The sequence below is a fragment of the Streptomyces sp. FIT100 genome, assembly GCF_024584805.1.
Taxonomy (GTDB): domain Bacteria; phylum Actinomycetota; class Actinomycetes; order Streptomycetales; family Streptomycetaceae; genus Streptomyces.
On the sequence record NZ_CP075715.1, the window covers coordinates 3,127,804 to 3,145,412 of the forward strand.

General features: G+C 72.2%; 12 protein-coding genes and 1 pseudogene. 5 read left to right on the plus strand and 8 right to left on the minus strand.

From position 1 onward, the window contains the following. Nucleotides 1-41 precede the first annotated feature (41 nt). Both KK483_RS13630 and KK483_RS13635 read right to left on the minus strand, forming a co-directional pair. Nucleotides 42-419, minus strand: a pseudogene (locus KK483_RS13630) (GtrA family protein); the annotation flags it as partial. Continuing rightward, on the minus strand, nucleotides 416-1,396 hold the full coding sequence (locus tag KK483_RS13635) for a glycosyltransferase family 2 protein (RefSeq protein WP_262005494.1): 981 nt from the start codon (nucleotides 1,394-1,396) through the stop codon (nucleotides 416-418). The pseudogene KK483_RS13630 and the gene KK483_RS13635, both read right to left, overlap by 4 nt. A gap of 123 nt (nucleotides 1,397-1,519) precedes the next feature. On the opposite strand from KK483_RS13635, the gene KK483_RS13640 reads away from it, so the two are divergent. Together KK483_RS13640 and KK483_RS13645 are read left to right on the plus strand one after the other, a co-directional pair. Then, on the plus strand, nucleotides 1,520-4,114 hold the full coding sequence (locus KK483_RS13640) for a YfhO family protein (RefSeq protein WP_262005495.1): 2,595 nt from the start codon (nucleotides 1,520-1,522) through the stop codon (nucleotides 4,112-4,114). Further along, nucleotides 4,099-4,962, plus strand: coding sequence for a class I SAM-dependent methyltransferase (locus KK483_RS13645; protein ID WP_262005496.1), 864 nt, complete (start codon nucleotides 4,099-4,101; stop codon nucleotides 4,960-4,962). Before KK483_RS13640 ends, KK483_RS13645 begins: the two co-directional genes overlap by 16 nt. Before the next feature lie 2 nt (nucleotides 4,963-4,964). Here the strand turns inward: KK483_RS13645 and KK483_RS13650 are convergent, their stop codons facing one another. The 3 genes from KK483_RS13650 to KK483_RS13660 form a co-directional block, all read right to left on the minus strand. Beyond that, nucleotides 4,965-6,503, minus strand: coding sequence for a serine/threonine-protein kinase (locus KK483_RS13650; protein ID WP_262005497.1), 1,539 nt, complete (start codon nucleotides 6,501-6,503; stop codon nucleotides 4,965-4,967). Further along, on the minus strand, nucleotides 6,500-7,090 hold the full coding sequence (locus KK483_RS13655; protein ID WP_262005498.1) for a hypothetical protein: 591 nt from the start codon (nucleotides 7,088-7,090) through the stop codon (nucleotides 6,500-6,502). The genes KK483_RS13650 and KK483_RS13655 overlap by 4 nt, the downstream gene beginning before the upstream one ends. A gap of 133 nt (nucleotides 7,091-7,223) precedes the next feature. Next, entirely contained in the window at nucleotides 7,224-9,272 is a 2,049-nt protein-coding gene (locus tag KK483_RS13660; protein WP_262005499.1) for an N-6 DNA methylase, read from the minus strand. Between the two features lie 211 nt (nucleotides 9,273-9,483). On the opposite strand from KK483_RS13660, the gene KK483_RS13665 reads away from it, so the two are divergent. Together KK483_RS13665 and KK483_RS13670 are read left to right on the plus strand one after the other, a co-directional pair. Beyond that, nucleotides 9,484-10,317, plus strand: coding sequence for a DUF4352 domain-containing protein (locus KK483_RS13665; protein WP_262005500.1), 834 nt, complete (start codon nucleotides 9,484-9,486; stop codon nucleotides 10,315-10,317). Nucleotides 10,318-10,396: 79 nt separating this feature from the next. After that, nucleotides 10,397-11,161 carry a hypothetical protein gene (locus tag KK483_RS13670; protein WP_262005501.1) on the plus strand — a complete coding sequence of 255 codons (765 nt, stop codon included), beginning with the start codon at nucleotides 10,397-10,399 and terminating at the stop codon, nucleotides 11,159-11,161. A gap of 99 nt (nucleotides 11,162-11,260) precedes the next feature. On the opposite strand, the gene KK483_RS13675 is transcribed toward KK483_RS13670, so the two are convergent. Next, nucleotides 11,261-12,475 (minus strand): acyltransferase, encoded by a 1,215-nt coding sequence (locus KK483_RS13675; protein ID WP_262005502.1) that lies wholly within the window; start codon nucleotides 12,473-12,475, stop codon nucleotides 11,261-11,263. A 193-nt stretch (nucleotides 12,476-12,668) separates the two neighbouring features. After that, nucleotides 12,669-13,388 (minus strand): HNH endonuclease family protein, encoded by a 720-nt coding sequence (locus KK483_RS13680; RefSeq protein WP_262009474.1) that lies wholly within the window; start codon nucleotides 13,386-13,388, stop codon nucleotides 12,669-12,671. Between the two features lie 208 nt (nucleotides 13,389-13,596). On the opposite strand from KK483_RS13680, the gene KK483_RS13685 reads away from it, so the two are divergent. Next, a complete protein-coding gene (locus KK483_RS13685) occupies nucleotides 13,597-13,920 on the plus strand; it encodes a DUF6191 domain-containing protein (protein WP_262005503.1) in 324 nt (107 codons plus the stop codon). Nucleotides 13,921-13,929: 9 nt separating this feature from the next. On the opposite strand, the gene mfd is transcribed toward KK483_RS13685, so the two are convergent. Beyond that, complete coding sequence (mfd, locus tag KK483_RS13690) at nucleotides 13,930-17,511, minus strand: transcription-repair coupling factor (protein ID WP_262005504.1); 3,582 nt, start codon at nucleotides 17,509-17,511, stop codon at nucleotides 13,930-13,932. Nucleotides 17,512-17,609 lie beyond the last annotated feature (98 nt).

Genomic DNA, 17,609 nt, shown 5'->3' on the forward strand with positions numbered 1-17,609 from the left:
GCGCCGCCCCGGTCCCCGCGCCCGTCCGCCGCTGTGCCGGCGGGCGGGCGCTCCGGTCCCAGCAGGATCGTGCGGGAGACGACGAACGTGATCGGGACGGCCGCGGACGCCGCGGCCAGCGGCGCCCAGCGGTCGCTGAAGCCGCCCACGTCGACCAGCAGCCAGACACCGCCGGTGGTGATGGTGAAGTTGGCGGCGTTGGTGAGCGGGAAGAGCAGGAACTTCCGCCAGGTGGGGCGGGTGCGGTAGGTGAAGTACGAGGTCAGGAAGAACGACCCCGTCATGCTGAGCACGCACGCGGCGACATGCGCGGCGATGTACGGCAGCCAGGTCAGCAGCGACAGGTAGCAGCCGTAGTACGTACCGGTGTTGACGGCGCCGACCAGCGCGAAGCGGACCAGCTGCCAGCGGACCGTCATCGCCGCAGCAGCTCCCCCGGATCCTCCTCGGTGCGGTGCCAGCCCCGCCGCCGCGGCACGCTCGCGTTGGTCGCCGCCACCAGATAGTGCGGGCGGCGCTTGACCTCGTAGTAGATGCGGCCGACGTATTCGCCGACCACTCCGAGCATCACCATCTGAATTCCGGCGAGGGCGACCACCGTCACCAGAAGCGTGGCATAACCGGGGGTCTTCACGCCGTTGACGAGCGTCGCCCCCACGATCCAGGCCGCATACGCCATGGCGACCGAGAGCAGCACCAGACCGAGATAGACCGCGGCACGCAGTGGCTTGTTGTTGAACGAGAGCAGCCCATCGAGTCCGTAATTGAGCAGCTTGCCGAAGCTCCACTTGGAACGGCCCTGCTCACGCACCGCGTTCTCGTACTCGAAGGTCGTGGTGCGGAATCCCACCCAGGCGAACAGGCCCTTGGAGAACCGGTTGTACTCGCTCAGCCCGGTGACGGCGTCCACGGTGCGGCGCGACAGCAGCCGGAAGTCACCGACCCCGTCGACGAGTTCGACGTCCACGAGCCGGTTGATGAGCCAGTAGTAGGCGCGTGCCGTGACGGTGCGGGTGACGCGGTCGCCCTTGCGCGTGCGACGGGCGACGACCTGGTCGAACCCCTCCCGGTGGAGGCGGAGCATGCGGTCCACCAGCTCGGGCGGGTGCTGGAGGTCGGCGTCCATGATGACCACCACGTCGCCGCCGGCGTGCTGGAGACCGGCCAGCATGGCGGCCTCCTTGCCGAAGTTCCGGCTGAACGAGACGTAGCGGGCGCGGGAGTCGTCGGCGGCGATCTTTTCGAGGAGAGGGAGCGTGCGGTCACGGCTTCCGTCGTCCACATAAACGAGTTCGAAATCCTGCCCGATAAACGAGAGTTCCTTCGTCACCCGTTCGTGGAAACGGCCGATGATCTCCTCTTCGTTGAAACACGGGACGACAATCGAGATCAGCACGGAGGCACAGTAGCCCATATCCACGGGCGACCGGATTCACTCCATGACGCAGGGACCACGTTGTGATGAAAGGGCCCTGCAACGGCCCGAACCGGCAGCCGGTCCTGCCATATTCGAATAACCATGCCCAGCCTCGATCCCGTGCGGGTCCCCGCAGCCCGCCTCCCCGCGACCGGACCGCGCGCCACCGCCCCGTGTGCGACCGAACCGAGTGCGGCCGAACCGCGTGCGAGCGCCCCGCGTGCGACCGTCCTCGCCGCGCTCCTCACGGTCGCCGCCGTGTGCACGGGCGACGCCGTCGCCCGCAGCTTTCCCTTCGGCCCGAGGACGCGCAGCGTCAACGACCTCGGCAATCAGTTCGTCCCCTTCCACGCGCATCTGTGGGACCTGCTGCACGGCCGGGCGGAGGGCGGGCTGCTCCTCAACTGGCAGTCCGGCTACGGCATGAGCTTCCTGCCCGACCTCGGCACGTATCTCGGCAGCCCGTTCTCGCTGCTCGTCGGAGTCTTCCCGCGCGAGGACATCGACCTCGCGGTGTACGTGATCACCGTCCTGAAGATGGCCGCGGCCGCGGCCGCGATGACGGGGCTGCTGCTCGCGCTGAACCGGAACCCCGGCCCCCGCGGCCGCTGGTGGGCGGCGGGCGTGCTCGGCGCCTCGTACGCGCTGTGCGGCTGGTCCGTCGTCGAGGCCGCCTACAACACCATGTGGCTGGACGGGCTGATCGCCTTCCCGCTTCTCTGCCTCACCGGCGAGTGGGCACGGGCCCGGCGGCGGCCCGTCCTCGCCGTGGTGGTCGTCGCCGCGGCCTGGACCGCCAACTTCTACACCGCCTACATGGCCACGATCGGCGCCGCGCTCGTCCTGCTGCTGCGGCTGCTCCTGGACGAGGAGGCGACCGTGCGGGACCGGGGGCGGGCGCTGCTGCGGGCGGCGGGGACCACGCTGCTCGGGACCGCCCTCGCCGCTCCCGTGCTGCTGCCCGTCCTCCAGGGCTCGAAGCACGCCCACCCGGGCTGGACCCGGCAGTTCACCCCGACAGGGTGGACCGATGTGATCGCCCGCGCCCTCCCGGCGACGTACAGCTTCTTCAGCCCGGCCGTCTTCCTCGGGACGGGTGCACTGCTGCTTGTCGCCGCCCTGCCCTTCCACCGGGGCGTGGAGCGGCGCGAGCGCCTGGGATGGACCGGGCTCGCGGTGGCGGTCGTCCTGTCGATGCAGTGGGAGCCCGGCCATCTGGCGTGGCACGTCTTCGCGACGCCCAACGGCAGCCCGTACCGCCAGTCGTTCGTCCTCGCCGGGATCCTGGTGATCGCGGCCTGGACGTGTCTCGCGCAGGACTGGCCGGGGCCGCGGGCGCTGCTCGCCGGGACCGGAGCCCTCGCGGTGCTCGCGGCGGCCGCGGCGACCAGTGAGCTGGCGGCCGAGTGGTCGCTGCCGCTGTTCCTCGCCGGGCTGGCCGGTGCGGGCGGCGGGCTGGTCCTGGCGCGGCGCCGGCCGGCGCGCGGGGGGTACGCCGCCGTGGCCGCGCTGCTGATGTGCGGCGCGCTCGTCGGCCAGGCCGCGGCGACCGTCGCCTATGCCGACCGGCAGAAGCTCGGCCGGCTGGACGACTATCCGCCCTGGGGCTCCCCGCACGACGCCCGGGCCGCGGCGGTGGCGCGCGCCGACGGCTGGCCGCGCCATCGCACCGACCCCGGCCGAATCCAGCTCACCGGCAACGACCCGCTCCTGGTCGGCGGCGAGGGCGGCGGCTACTACAGCAGCCACACGCCCGCGGTGTTCACGCGCACCATGGCCGCGCTCGGCGCCGGCTGGACCTCGCGGGGCCGGAATGTGCAGAGTCTGGACAACCCGGTCACCGACGCGGTCTTCTCGGTCGGCGCGCGGGTGCGCGCGGCGGCCGACGGCGACGACGTACGCGTCGTCCGGCCGGCTGGCGGCGTGCCGCCGCTGGTGACCGTCCGCCCGGACCGCCCCGGGGGCGCCCCCGGACCGCGCTTCGGTCACTCCCCCTTCCGCAACCAGGAGCTGCTGCTCGGCACATCCGTGTACACGGCCCCCGAGGACGGGGTCTGCCCCGCGGGCACCGATGTCTTCGTCTTCGCGCCCGACTACACCGGCTGGGCCCGCCGCGGCGACGGCCCACCGGTGCGGCTCAGGGGCGAGCCCCTGCGGGGCGTGCGCGCCGCGATGACCCCGCTCGGCACGTCGACCGGTCCCGGCTCGCGGATCGCCTTCGCCCGGGGCGTCGCACCGCACGGCTGGAGCGGGGGCTGTCTGCACCGCGACAGGCTCGCCGCCGCCGTGGCGCAGCTGAAGCGGACGGGCGCGGTCGCCGTCGACGTCCGCGACGACGGCGTACGGGCCGCACTGCCGCCCGGCTCCACCGGTACCGCGGTGCTCGCCGCCCCGCGTATCGCGGGCTGGCGCTGCAACGGCCGCCCGGCCGGCGGCCACCTCGGCCTGGTCGCCGTCCCGCTCGACGGGCGCACGACCACGGTCGACTGCTCCTTCCGGCCGCCCGGGCTACGGGCCGGAGCAGCGGTCGGCGGCGCGGCGCTGCTCGTTCTCATCGCCGTCGCGGCGCTGCCGACGGTGCGGGCACGCGCGAACGCGTCGACGTCCGGCCACCAAGACTTCACCCGTACAGAACCCTTTGGCCGTCCGCCGAGCATGAGGTGCCGCGTACGCTCCCGACCATGCCCTCCCTCCTGAGCAACCGGCTGGCGAAGCGGGTGCTGCGTCCGGCGTTCACGCTGGTCGAACAGCGCCTGGAGCGCGCCACGACGGCCTTGCAGTCCGACCTCGACGCCCTCCACCACGAGGTGGCCGACCTGCGTCGGCAGAGCTACGGACTGGGGCTGCTGCTCGACCACGCCGGGCGGGACGGCCACCGGATGCCCACCGCCACCCAGCTGGACACGCTGGTGCGGGAAGTGACCACGGTGACGGGCGCGTCCGACGCCCACGCCCGCAGCGAACTGACCGTCGCCTACCGCACGGTGGTGGCCCTGGAGGCACTGGGGATCGGTTCCATGCCGGGCTCGACCTCCGACGTGTGCGGCAAGCTGGCGACCGTTCCCCTGCTGGCCCCGCCGAACGGCGATGTCCTCGAAATAGGCACCGGACACGGGCTGTTCGCGTCGGGTCTGCTGCGCATGCTGCACCGGGCGGGCGTCGAGCCCCGACTGACGGCCGTCGGCCCGCTGACGGCCGCCGACCCGCTGACGGGCCCGGTCCGCGAGGACGCCGTACGCGTCAACCTCGCGCTGTGCGGCGGCCGTTCGGCCGCCGAGGCGCGCATCGCCGCCCCCCGGAACGCCGTCTCCGACCGTCGGTACGGAGTCGTCGTCATCGCCGGCGACCCCTCCGTCGATGCCGTGCTCGCCGACCTCGAATGGTCCGCGGAGCTCGCCGCGGACGGCGCGGCCGTGATCGTCGACGGCCATGCCGACGACACCCGCCCCGGCGTCAACGAGGCCCTCGGCAAGCACCTCGCGACCGGCTCCCGCCTGCGCCTTCTGGGACAGGTCGCGGGCACGGCGGTCCTCCGGGCTGCCTGAGCTCAGCCGCCCGGGCGGAACTGGCGCTGCCGGTCCAGCGCACGGCGCAGGCCCAGTGCCGACGGATGGGCCGGGCCATACAGGCGCTCCGTGTCGTAGAGCAAACTCTGCAACTGCTGCTGCCCCGCCGCGTGGTCGCCGATCGCCAGCAGCAGGTGCCCGATCCGGTGCCGGATGTCGAAGGCCCGTGACTGGTCCGCCCCCGCCACGTGCCTGCCCTCGTAGTACGGCAGCACCGCCCGGTACTCGGCCAGCGCTGCGGCCGGCTCACCGAGCTGCTCCAGGCACTGTGCCGCGTCGTAGCGGTACTGGAGCGTCTGGGGGTCGCCCATGCCCGCCTCGGCCGCCCGGTCGTCGGCGAGCCGGCGCAGTTCGGGCAGGGCCCTGCGGTACTGGCCGTCGTCCATCAGCGTCGTCGCGTACTGCTTGCGCAGGATCCTGACGACCGGTGAGTGCTCGCCGTGCTCGGCGGCCGCCGCCGGGAGGATGCCACCGAGGATGTCGACGGCCCGGGTGATGCTGCCCTCTCCGAGGAGCCGCTTGACCTCGTCGACAGCCGCGGCCACATCCGGGCGGCCCGCGACCACCGTCGGCGTGGCCTGGTGCGGCACCGGCGCCGGAGTGGCCGCGCGGTCCGGCCAGGGGGCGTGCGGGCGCAGGAAGGGCCGGGTCGGGTCCAGCGGGCCCAGCGGTGCCGGCGCACCGCGGCCCGGCAGCAGCGGGGCCAGCTGCTCGTAGACCTCCTGGGCGCCGGACGGGCGGTGCTGCGGGTCCTTGGACAGCAGCCGCAGCACCAGCGTCTCCAGCCGCTCGGGCACCTCGGGCCGCAGCTGCCGCACCGGGAGGGGCGGCTCGTACAGATGCCGGTGCAGCACGCCGAGCGCGGTGGAGCCGGCGAACGGCACGTTCCCGCTGAGGAGTTCGTGCAGCAGCACGCCGAGCGCGTACAGGTCGGTGTAGGGGCCGACCGCGCCGCCCATCGCCTGCTCGGGAGCCATGTAGGCGGGGCTGCCGATCGGGGAGCCGGTGTGGGTGAGCCGGGTGGTGTCGGTGTCCAGGACGGAGGCGACGCCGAGGTCGAGGACGGTGATCGTGCCGTCGGGCTTCACCATCACGTTCCGCGGCTTGAGGTCGCGGTGGACGATCGGCACGGCGTGCACCGCGGCGAGCACCGCGCACAGCTGGGCGGCGATCGCGGCGGCCCACTCCCAGGGATACGGGTCGTGCTCGGCGAGGTGGTCGGCGAGGTCGGCGCCCTCGACGTACTGCATGACGAGGTACAGGTCGTCGCCGTCGCTGCCCGCGTCATGGACGGTGACCAGGCCGGGGTGCGAGACCTGCGCCGTCACCCGGCACTCGCGGACGAAGCGCCGGCGCATCTCGTCCGCCGCGGTCGCCGCGGCCATGTGGTCCGGCCTGAGCAGCTTGACGGCGACGCGCCGGTCGAGCCGCCGGTCGTAGCCGGTCCAGACCTGGCCCATGCCGCCCTGGCCGATGACGGTGGAGAGCTCGTACCGGTCGGCGATGACCCGTCCGTTCACCGGCCACCGCCGTCCGCGCGGTGGTCCTTGCGGAGGAAGTCGCTGAGTTCGTCGAGCTCGGCGCGCACCTGGTCGATGCGGCGGGGCGGTTCGGGGGCCGGGATCGGGGCGGGGGCCGGGTGCGGCACAGGCTGGGCGTACGGATTCGGCACGGGCGGCTGGGCCACCGGCGGGTAGCCGTAGCCGGTCATGTGCTGCTGCGGAACGGGAGCAGGAGACGGGTGCGGCACGGGCAGCGTCTCGTAGTACCTCATCTCGGCGTACAGGTAGTAGGCCATGACGCCGACGACCTGGACGACTATCCCGGTCAGGACGATCGCCGTCGCCGCGTCGCTCAGCTCCTTGTCCGGGTCTTCCGGAACCGAGCTGCCGAAGAAGATGAAGAGTCCGATGTTGAGGACGATCACCGCGGAGAAGAGCGCCCAGTGCAGGGCCCTGCGGGTCACGATCGCGAGCCGCAGCATCGGCGCCCAGCCCAGGAACCCGCAACTCAGCACGGTCAGACAGATGAAGACCACGCGCAGCGCGACCAGTGTGCTGCCGGCGGGGCGCCCTGGCTGTGGTGGCGCGTAGCCGTGGCCGTGCATGCGGGCTCCTGAGAGGTGTACCGATCCTGACGAGGTTCGAGCGTATACACCGACACCGACAACGGCCCGGGGGTTGTACCGAACCGTTGTCCAACCGATCACGCCGTACGCCTCACGCGGCGTGCCGCGTGACTCACGCCTCGACCGTGCCGTCCGTCAGTCCGTCGTACAGCCCCTGCGCCAGCTGCTGTCCCAGCCGTCCCGTGAGCCGCAGCGCGTCCTCGAAGGAGGCGAGCGCCCGGAAGCGTTCACCGTACCGGCGCTGGTCGGCGAGTGGCAGCCGGGGCAGTTGGAGCCGGCGGACGTCGAGCCGGGTGGCGGTGGAGGCGTAGCTGCTGGCCTGGCGGTTGTTAGCGGTGCCGCGCAGGAAGCCGGCGAGGAACCAGGGGTCGAGCGCGGCCGGGTCGGGGCGCAGCAGCTGGAGGTTGCGGCCGAGCGCGGCGCCCGCGGTGGCCTCGTCGACGACACGGGCGGCCGAACCACCGCCGAGAACGGGTACCACGACGTCGCCGGCCCGGAGGAGGACGGGCTCGACGGGGTCCTCGCCGGGGCCGGGGGCGTCCGGGAGGCTGCCCGACGGGGCGGTGCCGGCGAGGACGTCGTGCTCGGTGAGGACGGGGGCGGAGCCGGTGCCGGAGCCGCCGGGGCGCAGCTCCAGGGCGCCCGCGCGGGCGAGTTCGCCGACGGTGGTGCCGGTCCAGCGGGCGGGGCCGGCGCCGGTGGGCTCGGCGGGTGGCGGCGTGAGGTCGCCGGTGAGGCGCAGGGTGTCCGTCAGCCGCTCCCGTACGCCGGTGAGTTCGGCGGCGCTCCCGCCGGTGGCCGGGGGCGGCAGATGGCGGGCGGGTGCCAGGTCGACGTCGTCGTCGAGGAGCTCGATGACGGGCACGGAGCGGCTGACGCCGGGCTGTTCTTCGGCCGTCCCGCTGCGGTCGAAGGGCCCCCAGGCGTCGAGGACCGTGTGGTGCACGGTCTGCCAGTCGAGCTTGTCGCGTCCGCCGCTGCCGGCCGGCTCGGCGGTGTCGACGAACAGCAGCTCGGGGGCGGGGCGTTCCGCCGCGGCCGGGCGGCGCAGCACCCAGAGGTGGAGCGGGATTCCGTACGGGGGCGCGGCCCCGGCGGGCAGCGCGACGACCGCGCGCAGGGCACCGCGGCGCAGCAGGTCGGCGCGGATACGGCGGCCGGAGCGGCGGGAGGCGGCTGCCGGGGGCATCAGCAGGACGGCGGCGCCGCCGGGGCGCAGCCGGGCGAGCGCGTGCTGCACCCAGGCCAGCTCGGACTCGGTACGGGCCGGGAAGCCGTACTCCCAGCGCGGGTCGTAGGCGAGCTCCTCGTGGCCCCAGTTGCGCTCGTTGAACGGCGGGTGGCACAGGACGGCGTCGGCGGTCAGCCGCGGGAAGGCGTCGCCGCGCAGTGAGTCGCCGGTGCGGACGTGCACCTCGGCGTCGGAGCCGAGGGCGAGGCGCAGCGCGGCGAGCGCCGCGAGATCGGGGTCCGCCTCCTGCGCGTACAGGGCGGTGGGGCGGGCGGCGGCCCGCAGGAGAGCCCCCGTGCCGCAGGCGGGGTCGAGCACGGTCGCTGCGGGGCCGGCCAGCGCGGCCATCAGCGCGGCCGGGCCGGGCGGAGTGAGCGTGTACTGGCGGGGGTTGGCGTCGAGGTGCCGGCCGAGGAGGAACTCGAACGCCTGGCGGGCGCCCGTCTCGGCGGCGAGTTCGACGGCGCCGCGCAGCAGCGGCACGGCGCCGCGCAGCGCGGCGGCGTCAGGAGTGGGCACGGCACGCTCGCCGGGCGGCCCGAACCGCGGGGTGAGGACCGCTTCGAGCACCTTGGGCAGCATCGTCGCCAGGTGCTCGTCGGAGACCGCGGCGAGCTCCAGCCAGGCGGTGGGCCGGTCCCGTACGAGCAGCAGGGCGCAGCCCGCGTGGCCGAGGGCGGTGACGGCGCCGTCGGGGTGTGCGGCGACCTGCTGCCAGACCCGCTCGCGGAGCGGGACCTCGGCGAGCTTGCCCTGGTCGCGCAGCCACTGCTCGACCTCGCCGAGCGCGAAGGACGGGCTGGTCTCGGTGCCTCCGACGGGCCGGGGGAAGTCGGCGTGCCGGCGCCGCCAGTTGCTGACCGCTGCCCGACCGACACCCGCGAGCCGGGCGATCCCGGCGGCGGTCACCTCTGCGGCGTTGTCCGGCACGGGGCGGCCTCCCTCTTCTTCGTCGTCATCGGCGTCTTCCCGCCCTGGTGTGACACCGAGCATACCGATGCCCACAAAACCCATCCCTTCACAGCGTGAGCCCACCCATCCTCCGTGGAGCATGTTGACTCGGTTCACAGGCTCTGTTCTTATTGACCTATCACTCCAAGGGATCGGTCAACGGACCCGCAAACAATCCGGGAGGACACCCATGTCCGAGTACACACAGCAGCCCCCGTACGCTCCCGAGCCGCCCGCGCCGCAGCCGCCCGCGCCCCACCCGGCCCCCGCCCGCAACGGCCTCGGCACCGCCGCGCTGATCCTCGGGATCATCGGCGCCCTGTCCGGCGTGATCCCGTTCTTCTTCTGGCTGGCGGGCATCCTCGGCCTCATCGGGCTGATCCTCGGCTTCGCCGCCCGCGGCAGAGTCAAACGGGGCGAGGCCACCAACAAGGGAGTCGCGCTCGCCGGCGTCGTCCTCGGCCTGGTGTCACTGGTCCTGTCCGTGGTCGGTGCGGTCATCACGTTCAAGGCCGTGGGCGACGCGGTCGACGAGATCAACAAGGCCACCTCCGGCAGCTCCGCCTCGAAGGAGCCCGGCGCGGGCAGCGACAAGCCCCTGGAGAAGGCGAAGGACGGCGAGGACACCACCGGCAAGGCGCTCGCCGCCGGCGACTCGGCTGTCTACGACGACGATCTGACCGTCACGGTGTCGGAGCCGAAGCCCTACACCCCGGGCGAGTTCGCGGCCGGACACACCAAGGGCAACAAGGCGTTCCAGGTCACCGTCACGATCGAGAACGCCGGCAAGGAGAAGTTCGACGCCTCGCTCGTCACCGCGGAAGCCCGCGCCGGCAAGGACGGCGTCAGCGCCGAGGAGATCTACGACGGCAAGGTCGGCGAACCGATCACCGGCACCGTCCTGCCCGGCAAGAAGGTGACGACCACCTGGGCCTTCGGCACCCCCTCCGACGCCGCGAACCTCACGATCGAGATCAGCCCCGGCTTCGAGTACAACGCGTCCGTCTGGGACCTGAAGCTCTGACGTCCCCCGCTTCCCTCCTCTCTTCTCCCCTCCCTCCCGCTCCCTCCCCCCTTCACAGTCACCATCTCGGAGATCGACCATGTCTTCCACTGCTCTGGTACGGATGAAGCGCACCGCCATCGCCGCCCTCTGCACCGCCACCGGTCTCGGCCTCTCGGCATGCGGCCCTCTCGGCACCACCGTGGCAGGGGCCGGGGAAAGGACCGACTCGGGCCCGTACGCCGAACTCTCGGGATCGGAAGTACTCAACAAGGCCGTCAAAGCGACGAAGGCCGCGACCTCCCTCAGACTCGGCGTCACCATGACCACCGCCGACGGCCCGGTCCAGGCGCATATGGCGGTCGACACCAAGGGCGACTGCGCGGGGACCATATCCTTCGGCGCCGCCGCCACCACGGAGCTCATCAAGACCGGCGACACCGTCTACCTGCGCTTCGACGAGGCGATGCTCCGCAAGGAGGGCGAGGGCCGGTCGAAGGAGGAGACCGACGCCGTCCTGAAGACCATGCTGGGCAAGTGGATCAAGGACGACGCCGAGAGCGGGGACGCCAAGGACCTGGTGGAGTTCTGCGACCTGGACACCTATCTCGGCGGCTTCGATGCCGACAGCAACAGTGCCAGGAAGGGCGGGGAGTCGGCGGTGAACGGCACGCCGACGCTCGTCCTCACCGAGTCCTACCGCGACGAGAAGTACACGGTGCACGTGGCCGCCAAGGGCACGCCCTACCTGCTCAAGCTCCAGGTGGCCGGCGGCACGCAGCCGATGTCCATGACCTTCGCGGAGTTCAACAAGTCGGTCGCCGCGAAGAAGCCCGCGGCGAAGGACATCGCCGACATCGGCTAGCGGCGGGTGCCTGGGCCGGACCGGGCCGGCGGGAGCGGGGGGGGAGAGCCGGGGAGGCCGCCGGAGGGGGGCGGCTTCCCCGGCTGCTGCCGCCGTGCGTCAGCGCGCCAGGGTCTTCAGCCGAGCGGCCTGGCTCTCCATGATCCGGCGCATCCGCGGTCCGAAGGGCTTCTCCACAAACCGGTGGATCAGCCAGGCGAGCAGCAGCATCGCGCCGACCGTGACCAGCAGTGTCGGCCAGGCACCGAAGTGGTACTTGCGGCTCAGCACGGTGATGACGAACCAGCCGATGTGCTCGTGCACCAGGTAGAAGGGGTACGTCAGGGCCCCGGCGAACGTCAGCCAGCGCCAGCCGGCCCACCGCATCCAGCCCAGTGCCACTGCGGCCACGACGGCGAAGGCCAGGGTCACGATCGCCGCGACGACGTAGGGGCTCTTCTCCAGGTAGGCATCGGGGTTCCTCTCCCACAGCGTGGACGTGGCGTAGCGCACGCCGAACGCCCAGCTGACACCCACGATGCCCCACAGCAGCAGATCGCTCCCGTAGCGGTGGATGAGGTAGAGCGCGAGCCCGCCGACGAAGAACGGGGCGTGGTCGCGCATCACGATCTGGTCGGTCAGCGGATGGTCGGCGACGCGGGCCAGAACACCGGCGACGAGCCACAGGCAGCAGAAGATGACCACGCGCCGGTAGGTGACGCCCTTCCACACCACGAAGATCGCGAAGAGCAGGTAGAACTTCGCCTCCACCCAGAGCGTCCAGCACACGCCGAGCACGCGTTCCGCACCCATCGGCTGCTGGAGCATCGTGAAGTTGAGGAGGATCTCGTCGAGACGGAGCGGGGCGAAGACCGACGGCAGGATGAAGCAGGCGGCGGTGGTCAGCACGATCGCGACCCAGTAGGCCGGATAGAGCCGGGTGACCCGGGAGCGGAAGAAGTGCCCGAGCGACTTGCCCCAACTGCTCATGCAGATGACGAAGCCGCTGATGACGAAGAAGAGCTGAACACCGAGGTAGCCGTAGGCCCCCACGGCGGAGAGGTCGGGGAAGAGCTCCTTCGGGGAGTCCCCCCAGGCACGGCCGACCTGGCCCTTGCCGACGTAGTGGAAGAGGCAGACGCTCAGCGCCGCCAGGATGCGAAGCCCGTCGAGAGCGCGCAGGCGGTTGTCACGGGGCTTCTTGTCCGCCGGACCGGCCACGTCGAGCACGACCGGGGCGGTGCCGTCGACGCCGTCCCGAGGGCCCCGGGGAGCCGGTGCCCGTTCCGGTGCGGCGTCCGCCCCCAGTTCTCGAACCCCTGCACCACTGCTCATCGAACTCTCTCCCCATCAAGACCGGCGAAGCTGCACTGTAAACATGCCGCCGCCCGGTTTTGGGGCCGAGGAAACTCCCTTCCGGCACTGTTCACCCAGACCTCATCCGGACGTTCCCGAGGGGGCCCGCCGGGCGCCCGGCGGGCCGCCGCCTGCGGCCACGCCCGGGGCGAACAGCTGCGTCAGCGGGTCCTCAGCCGCCGCACTGATCGAGCATCGTCCTCTTGTCCGCCGCGGTCACCGGCATCTCGTACTTCAGGGCGACCTCGGCGAAGCGGACCGCGTACGCGCACCGGATCTGCCTGTTCGGCGGCAGCCAGGACGCGGGCCCTGAGTCCCCCTTGGACGAGTTGGTACGACCGTCGACCGGGATCAGATTGAGCGCGTCGTTCGCGAGCTGCTCGCGCTTGCTCTCCGTCCAACGCGACGAACCCATCTGCCAGCTGTACGACAGCGGCACCACGTGGTCTATCTGCACCTCGGCGGCCTTCTGCTTGCGCCACTCAATGGTCTTGCCGGTGTACGGATCATGCAGTGTCATGGCGACGACGACACAGTCGGAACCGGTTCGGAAGCGCACGTTCCGGCCATCGCGCTTCAAGAGATCGTTGCGGGTGTCACAACCGTTCCGCGCCAGTGGGACGCCGTCGGCCGTGTCCATCCACGCATAGCCGAACTCGTCCCGGGCGTAGCCCGTCTTCGGCCCCCGCCCCTTTGTCGGCACCGCCTCGATGAGCTCGCGAGCCGCGGCCCTGTCTGCCTCGCTCGTCAGGAGGGCGAGACCCGGCTTGGTTCCGTCCCGGTTCTGCAGCGGGCTGACAGCGTGCCCGTTCGGCGCCGCTGCCCCGCTCCCCGGGGAACCGGCGTCGTCGAGGCCGTCGCACCCGGTGGTGAGAGCCAGGGCGGCGAACACCGCGAGCCCGGTACGGAAAAGGGAGGGCGGCGCGAGGGCGGCGGTGGCTGCGGCGGACGGCAGGGATATGGGACGACGAGTCACGCCCGCATCCTAGGGCGAGAGTTGCCCGCCTCGTGGACAGTGCCCCGCACCCGCCGGGGGCACGCCGGCCGTACGTACGATACGAGGACGGCGCCGGGCCGCAGGAGCCGGAAGGAGCACGGGCGTGGAATTCCTGGTCTTCATGACGCTGCCGGGCCTGGCGATCCTGCTGACGGCCGTGGCCGCCGTCGACCAGATCGCCCTGCGGACCGGCCGCTCCCGGTGGCTGCCCTGGCGCAGTGCGGCCCGTCAGGGGCAGATCTCGGCCACCGGGTTCGAGCAGTTGCACGCGAGCTTCTCGCCCGGAAAGCAGGCCGAGCTGAAGGAGCGGCAGTCCGCGCTGGTGCTGCGCGACGACGAGACCGACGGCGCCCCGCCGCGTTCGAGGGTCGATCTCGCGGCGGGGAAGGCGGTCATCCGCCTCCCCCGCCGGTCGACGCTACTGTGAAGACGCGCCCTAGGAGCCGAGGATCGTCGTCAGGAACTCACCGGTCCACGCGAGCAGTTCGCGTCCCACCACGGGCTTTCCGCCGATCTTGCCGGTCGTCGGGCGCGGCACCAGGATCTGGTGGACGGCCGGCTTGATGACCGTACGCGGGTACAGCCGCTTCAGCCGCAGCTCCTGCGACTCCCTCAACTCCACCGGCGCGAAGCGGATGTTCGCCCCCTGGAGGACGATCTCGCCGACGCCGCACGCCCGTGCGAGCATCCGCAGGCCGGCCACGAGCAGCAGGTTCTCGACGGGCTCCGGCAGCTTGCCGTAGCGGTCGGTGAGCTCCTCCCGTACGGCCTTGATGTCCTCCTCCGTGTTGGCGGAGGCGATCGCGCGGTACGCCTGGAGGCGCAGCCGCTCGCCCGGCGCGTAGTCGTGCGGGACGTGCGCGTCGACCGGGAGCTCGATCTTGACCTCCAGCGGGGGCTCCTCCTGAACGCCGCCCTCCAGCGAGGCGCGGTAGTCGGCGACCGCCTCGCCCACCATGCGTACGTACAGGTCGAAGCCGACGCCGGCGATATGGCCCGACTGCTCGCCGCCGAGCAGGTTGCCCGCGCCGCGGATCTCCAGGTCCTTCATCGCGACGTACATGCCCGCGCCCATCTCGGTGTGCTGGGCGATCGTCGCCAGCCGCTCGTGGGCGGTCTCGGTCAGCGGCTTCTCCGGCGGGTAGAGGAAGTAGGCGTAGCCCCGCTCGCGGCCACGTCCCACACGCCCGCGCAGCTGGTGCAGTTGCGAGAGGCCGAAGTTGTCGCCGCGCTCGACGATGAGTGTGTTGGCGTTGGAGATGTCGATGCCGGACTCGACGATCGTCGTCGACACCAGCACATCGAACTTCTTCTCCCAGAAGTCGACGACGACCTGTTCCAGCGCCGACTCCGACATCTGGCCGTGGGCGGTGGCGATCCGGGCCTCGGGGACGGTCTCGCGCAGCCGCGCCGCCGCCCGGTCGATCGACTCGACGCGGTTGTGGATGTAGAAGACCTGGCCCTCACGCAGCAGTTCACGGCGGATGGCCGCGCCGATCTGCTTCTCCTCGTAGGGGCCGACGAAGGTCAGCACCGGGTGGCGCTCCTCCGGCGGGGTGGTGATCGTCGACATCTCGCGGATTCCGGTGACCGCCATCTCCAGCGTCCGCGGGATCGGGGTCGCGGACATCGTCAGGACGTCGACGTTGGCGCGGAGCTTCTTCAGCTGCTCCTTGTGCTCGACGCCGAACCGCTGCTCCTCGTCGACGATGACCAGCCCCAGGTCCTTGAACTTCGTCTCGGACGAGAACAACCGGTGGGTGCCGATGACGATGTCGACCGAGCCGTCCCGCAGCCCCTCCAGGGTCGCCTTCGCCTCCGCGTCCGACTGGAAGCGGGACAGCGCCCGCGTGGCGACGGGGAACTGCGAGTACCGCTCGGAGAAGGTCCCGAAGTGCTGCTGCACCAGCAGTGTCGTCGGGACGAGGACCGCGACCTGCTTGCCGTCCTGGACGGCCTTGAAGGCGGCCCGTACCGCGATCTCCGTCTTTCCGTAGCCGACGTCGCCGCAGACGAGGCGGTCCATGGGGATCGACTTCTCCATGTCCTCCTTCACCTCGGCGATGGTGGACAGCTGGTCGGGCGTCTCAACGTACGGGAAGGCGTCCTCCAGCTCCCGCTGCCAGGGGGTGTCGGAGCCGAAGGCGTGGCCGGGCGCCGCCATCCGCGCGCTGTACAGCTTGATCAGGTCCGCGGCGATCTCCTTGACCGCCTTCTTCGCGCGCGCCTTGGTCTTGGTCCAGTCGGCGCCGCCGAGCCGGTGCAGCGTCGGGGCCTCGCCGCCGACGTACTTGGTGACCTGCTCCAGCTGGTCGGTGGGGATGTAGAGGCGGTCGCCGGGCTGGCCGCGCTTGGCGGGGGCGTACTCGACGAGCAGGTACTCGCGGGTCGCGCCCTGGACCGTGCGCTGCACCATCTCCAGGTAGCGGCCGACGCCGTGCTGCTCGTGGACGATGTAGTCGCCGACCTCCAGCGTCAGCGGATCGATCTGCTTGCGGCGCCGCGTCGGCATCCGGGCGCCGTCCTTGCCGGCGGCCTTCTGCCCGGACAGGTCGGTCTCGGTGAGGACGGCGAGCCGCAGGCCCGGGTCGATGAAGCCGTAGTCGATGGAGCCGGTGCTGACGTGGACGACGGACGGGGAGATCTCGCCGAGGTCCGCCTCCAGCCGGGCGGCGATGCCCTCGCCGCCGAGGACCTCGGTGTAGCGGGCGGCCGGGCCGTGGCCCTCGGTCACGTACACCGTGCGCCAGCCGTCGGCGAGCCAGCCCTTGGTGTCGGCGAGGGCGCGGGCCGTGTCGCCGCGGTACGTCTCCGGGGCGTGCATGCCGAGCTTCAGCGTGTCCGCATCGAGCTCCTCGTCGGCGGCGAACGGCGACACCGACCACCACATCATCCCGAGCTCGCTCGCCCGCTCCCGGACGTCCGCGATGCCCCACAGCGAGGCCGCGCCGACGTCGATCGGGGCCTTGCCTCCCGCCCGTCGCCCACCACCACCCTTGCCGGAGCGGGCTTCGCCCGCGCTGGACATCGCGGACGCCGCCCAGGACGCCTGGAGGAACTCCTGCGAGGTCGCCACCAGGTCGGCGGCCCGGGTGCGGACCCGCTCGGGGTCGCACACCACGGCCATCGAGCCCTTCGGCATGACGTCGAGCAGCAGCTCCATGTCGTCGACGAGGACGGGGGCGAGGGACTCCATGCCCTCGACCGCGATGCCCTCGGCGATCTTGCCGAGCAGTTCGCCGAGCTCGGGGTGGCGCTCGGCGAGGGCCGCGGCCCGTCCCCGTACCTCCTGCGTCAGCAGCAGCTCACGGCAGGGCGGGGCCCACAGCCCGTGCTCGGCGACCTCCAGCGAGCGCTGGTCGGCGACCTTGAAGTAGCGGATCTCCTCGACGTCGTCGCCCCAGAACTCGATCCGGAGCGGATGCTCCTCGGTCGGCGGGAAGACATCGAGGATGCCGCCGCGCACCGCGAACTCGCCGCGCTTCTCGACCAGCTCGACCCGGGAGTACGCGGCGGCCGCCAGCCCCTCCACGACCTCTTCCAGGTCCGCGGTCCGCCCGGTACGCAGCGCCACCGGCTCCAGGTCGCCGAGCCCCTTGACCTGCGGTTGGAGCACGGACCGCACGGGAGCGACGACGACGCTCACGGGACCCGCGGCCGGGTCGTCGGCGGCGGGGTGGGCGAGGCGGCGCAGCACCGCCAGGCGCCGGCCGACGGTGTCGGAGCGGGGCGAGAGCCGCTCGTGGGGCAGGGTCTCCCAGGACGGGTAGTCGACGACCGTGTCCGGGTCGAGCAGTGAGCGCAGCGCCGCCGCGAGGTCCTCGGCCTCCCGCCCGGTCGCGGTCACGGCGAGCACCGGCCGGCCCGCCCCGCGTGCCAGGGCGGCCACCGCGAAGGGCCGTGCGGCGGGGGGTCCGACCAGGTCGACGTGGTGCCGGTGACCGTCGGTCGCGGCCTTCACCGCTTCGGTGAGGGCGGGGTCCTTGGCGACGGCGTCGAGCAGACCGTGCAGGCTCATGAAGGGGTTCCGTCCGGGGTCCGGGATGGGGGTGGGCAACGCGAACCGCCCGACACGTCCTACGGGCCGGGGGTCTCCAGCGTAAACCCCGCGGGACG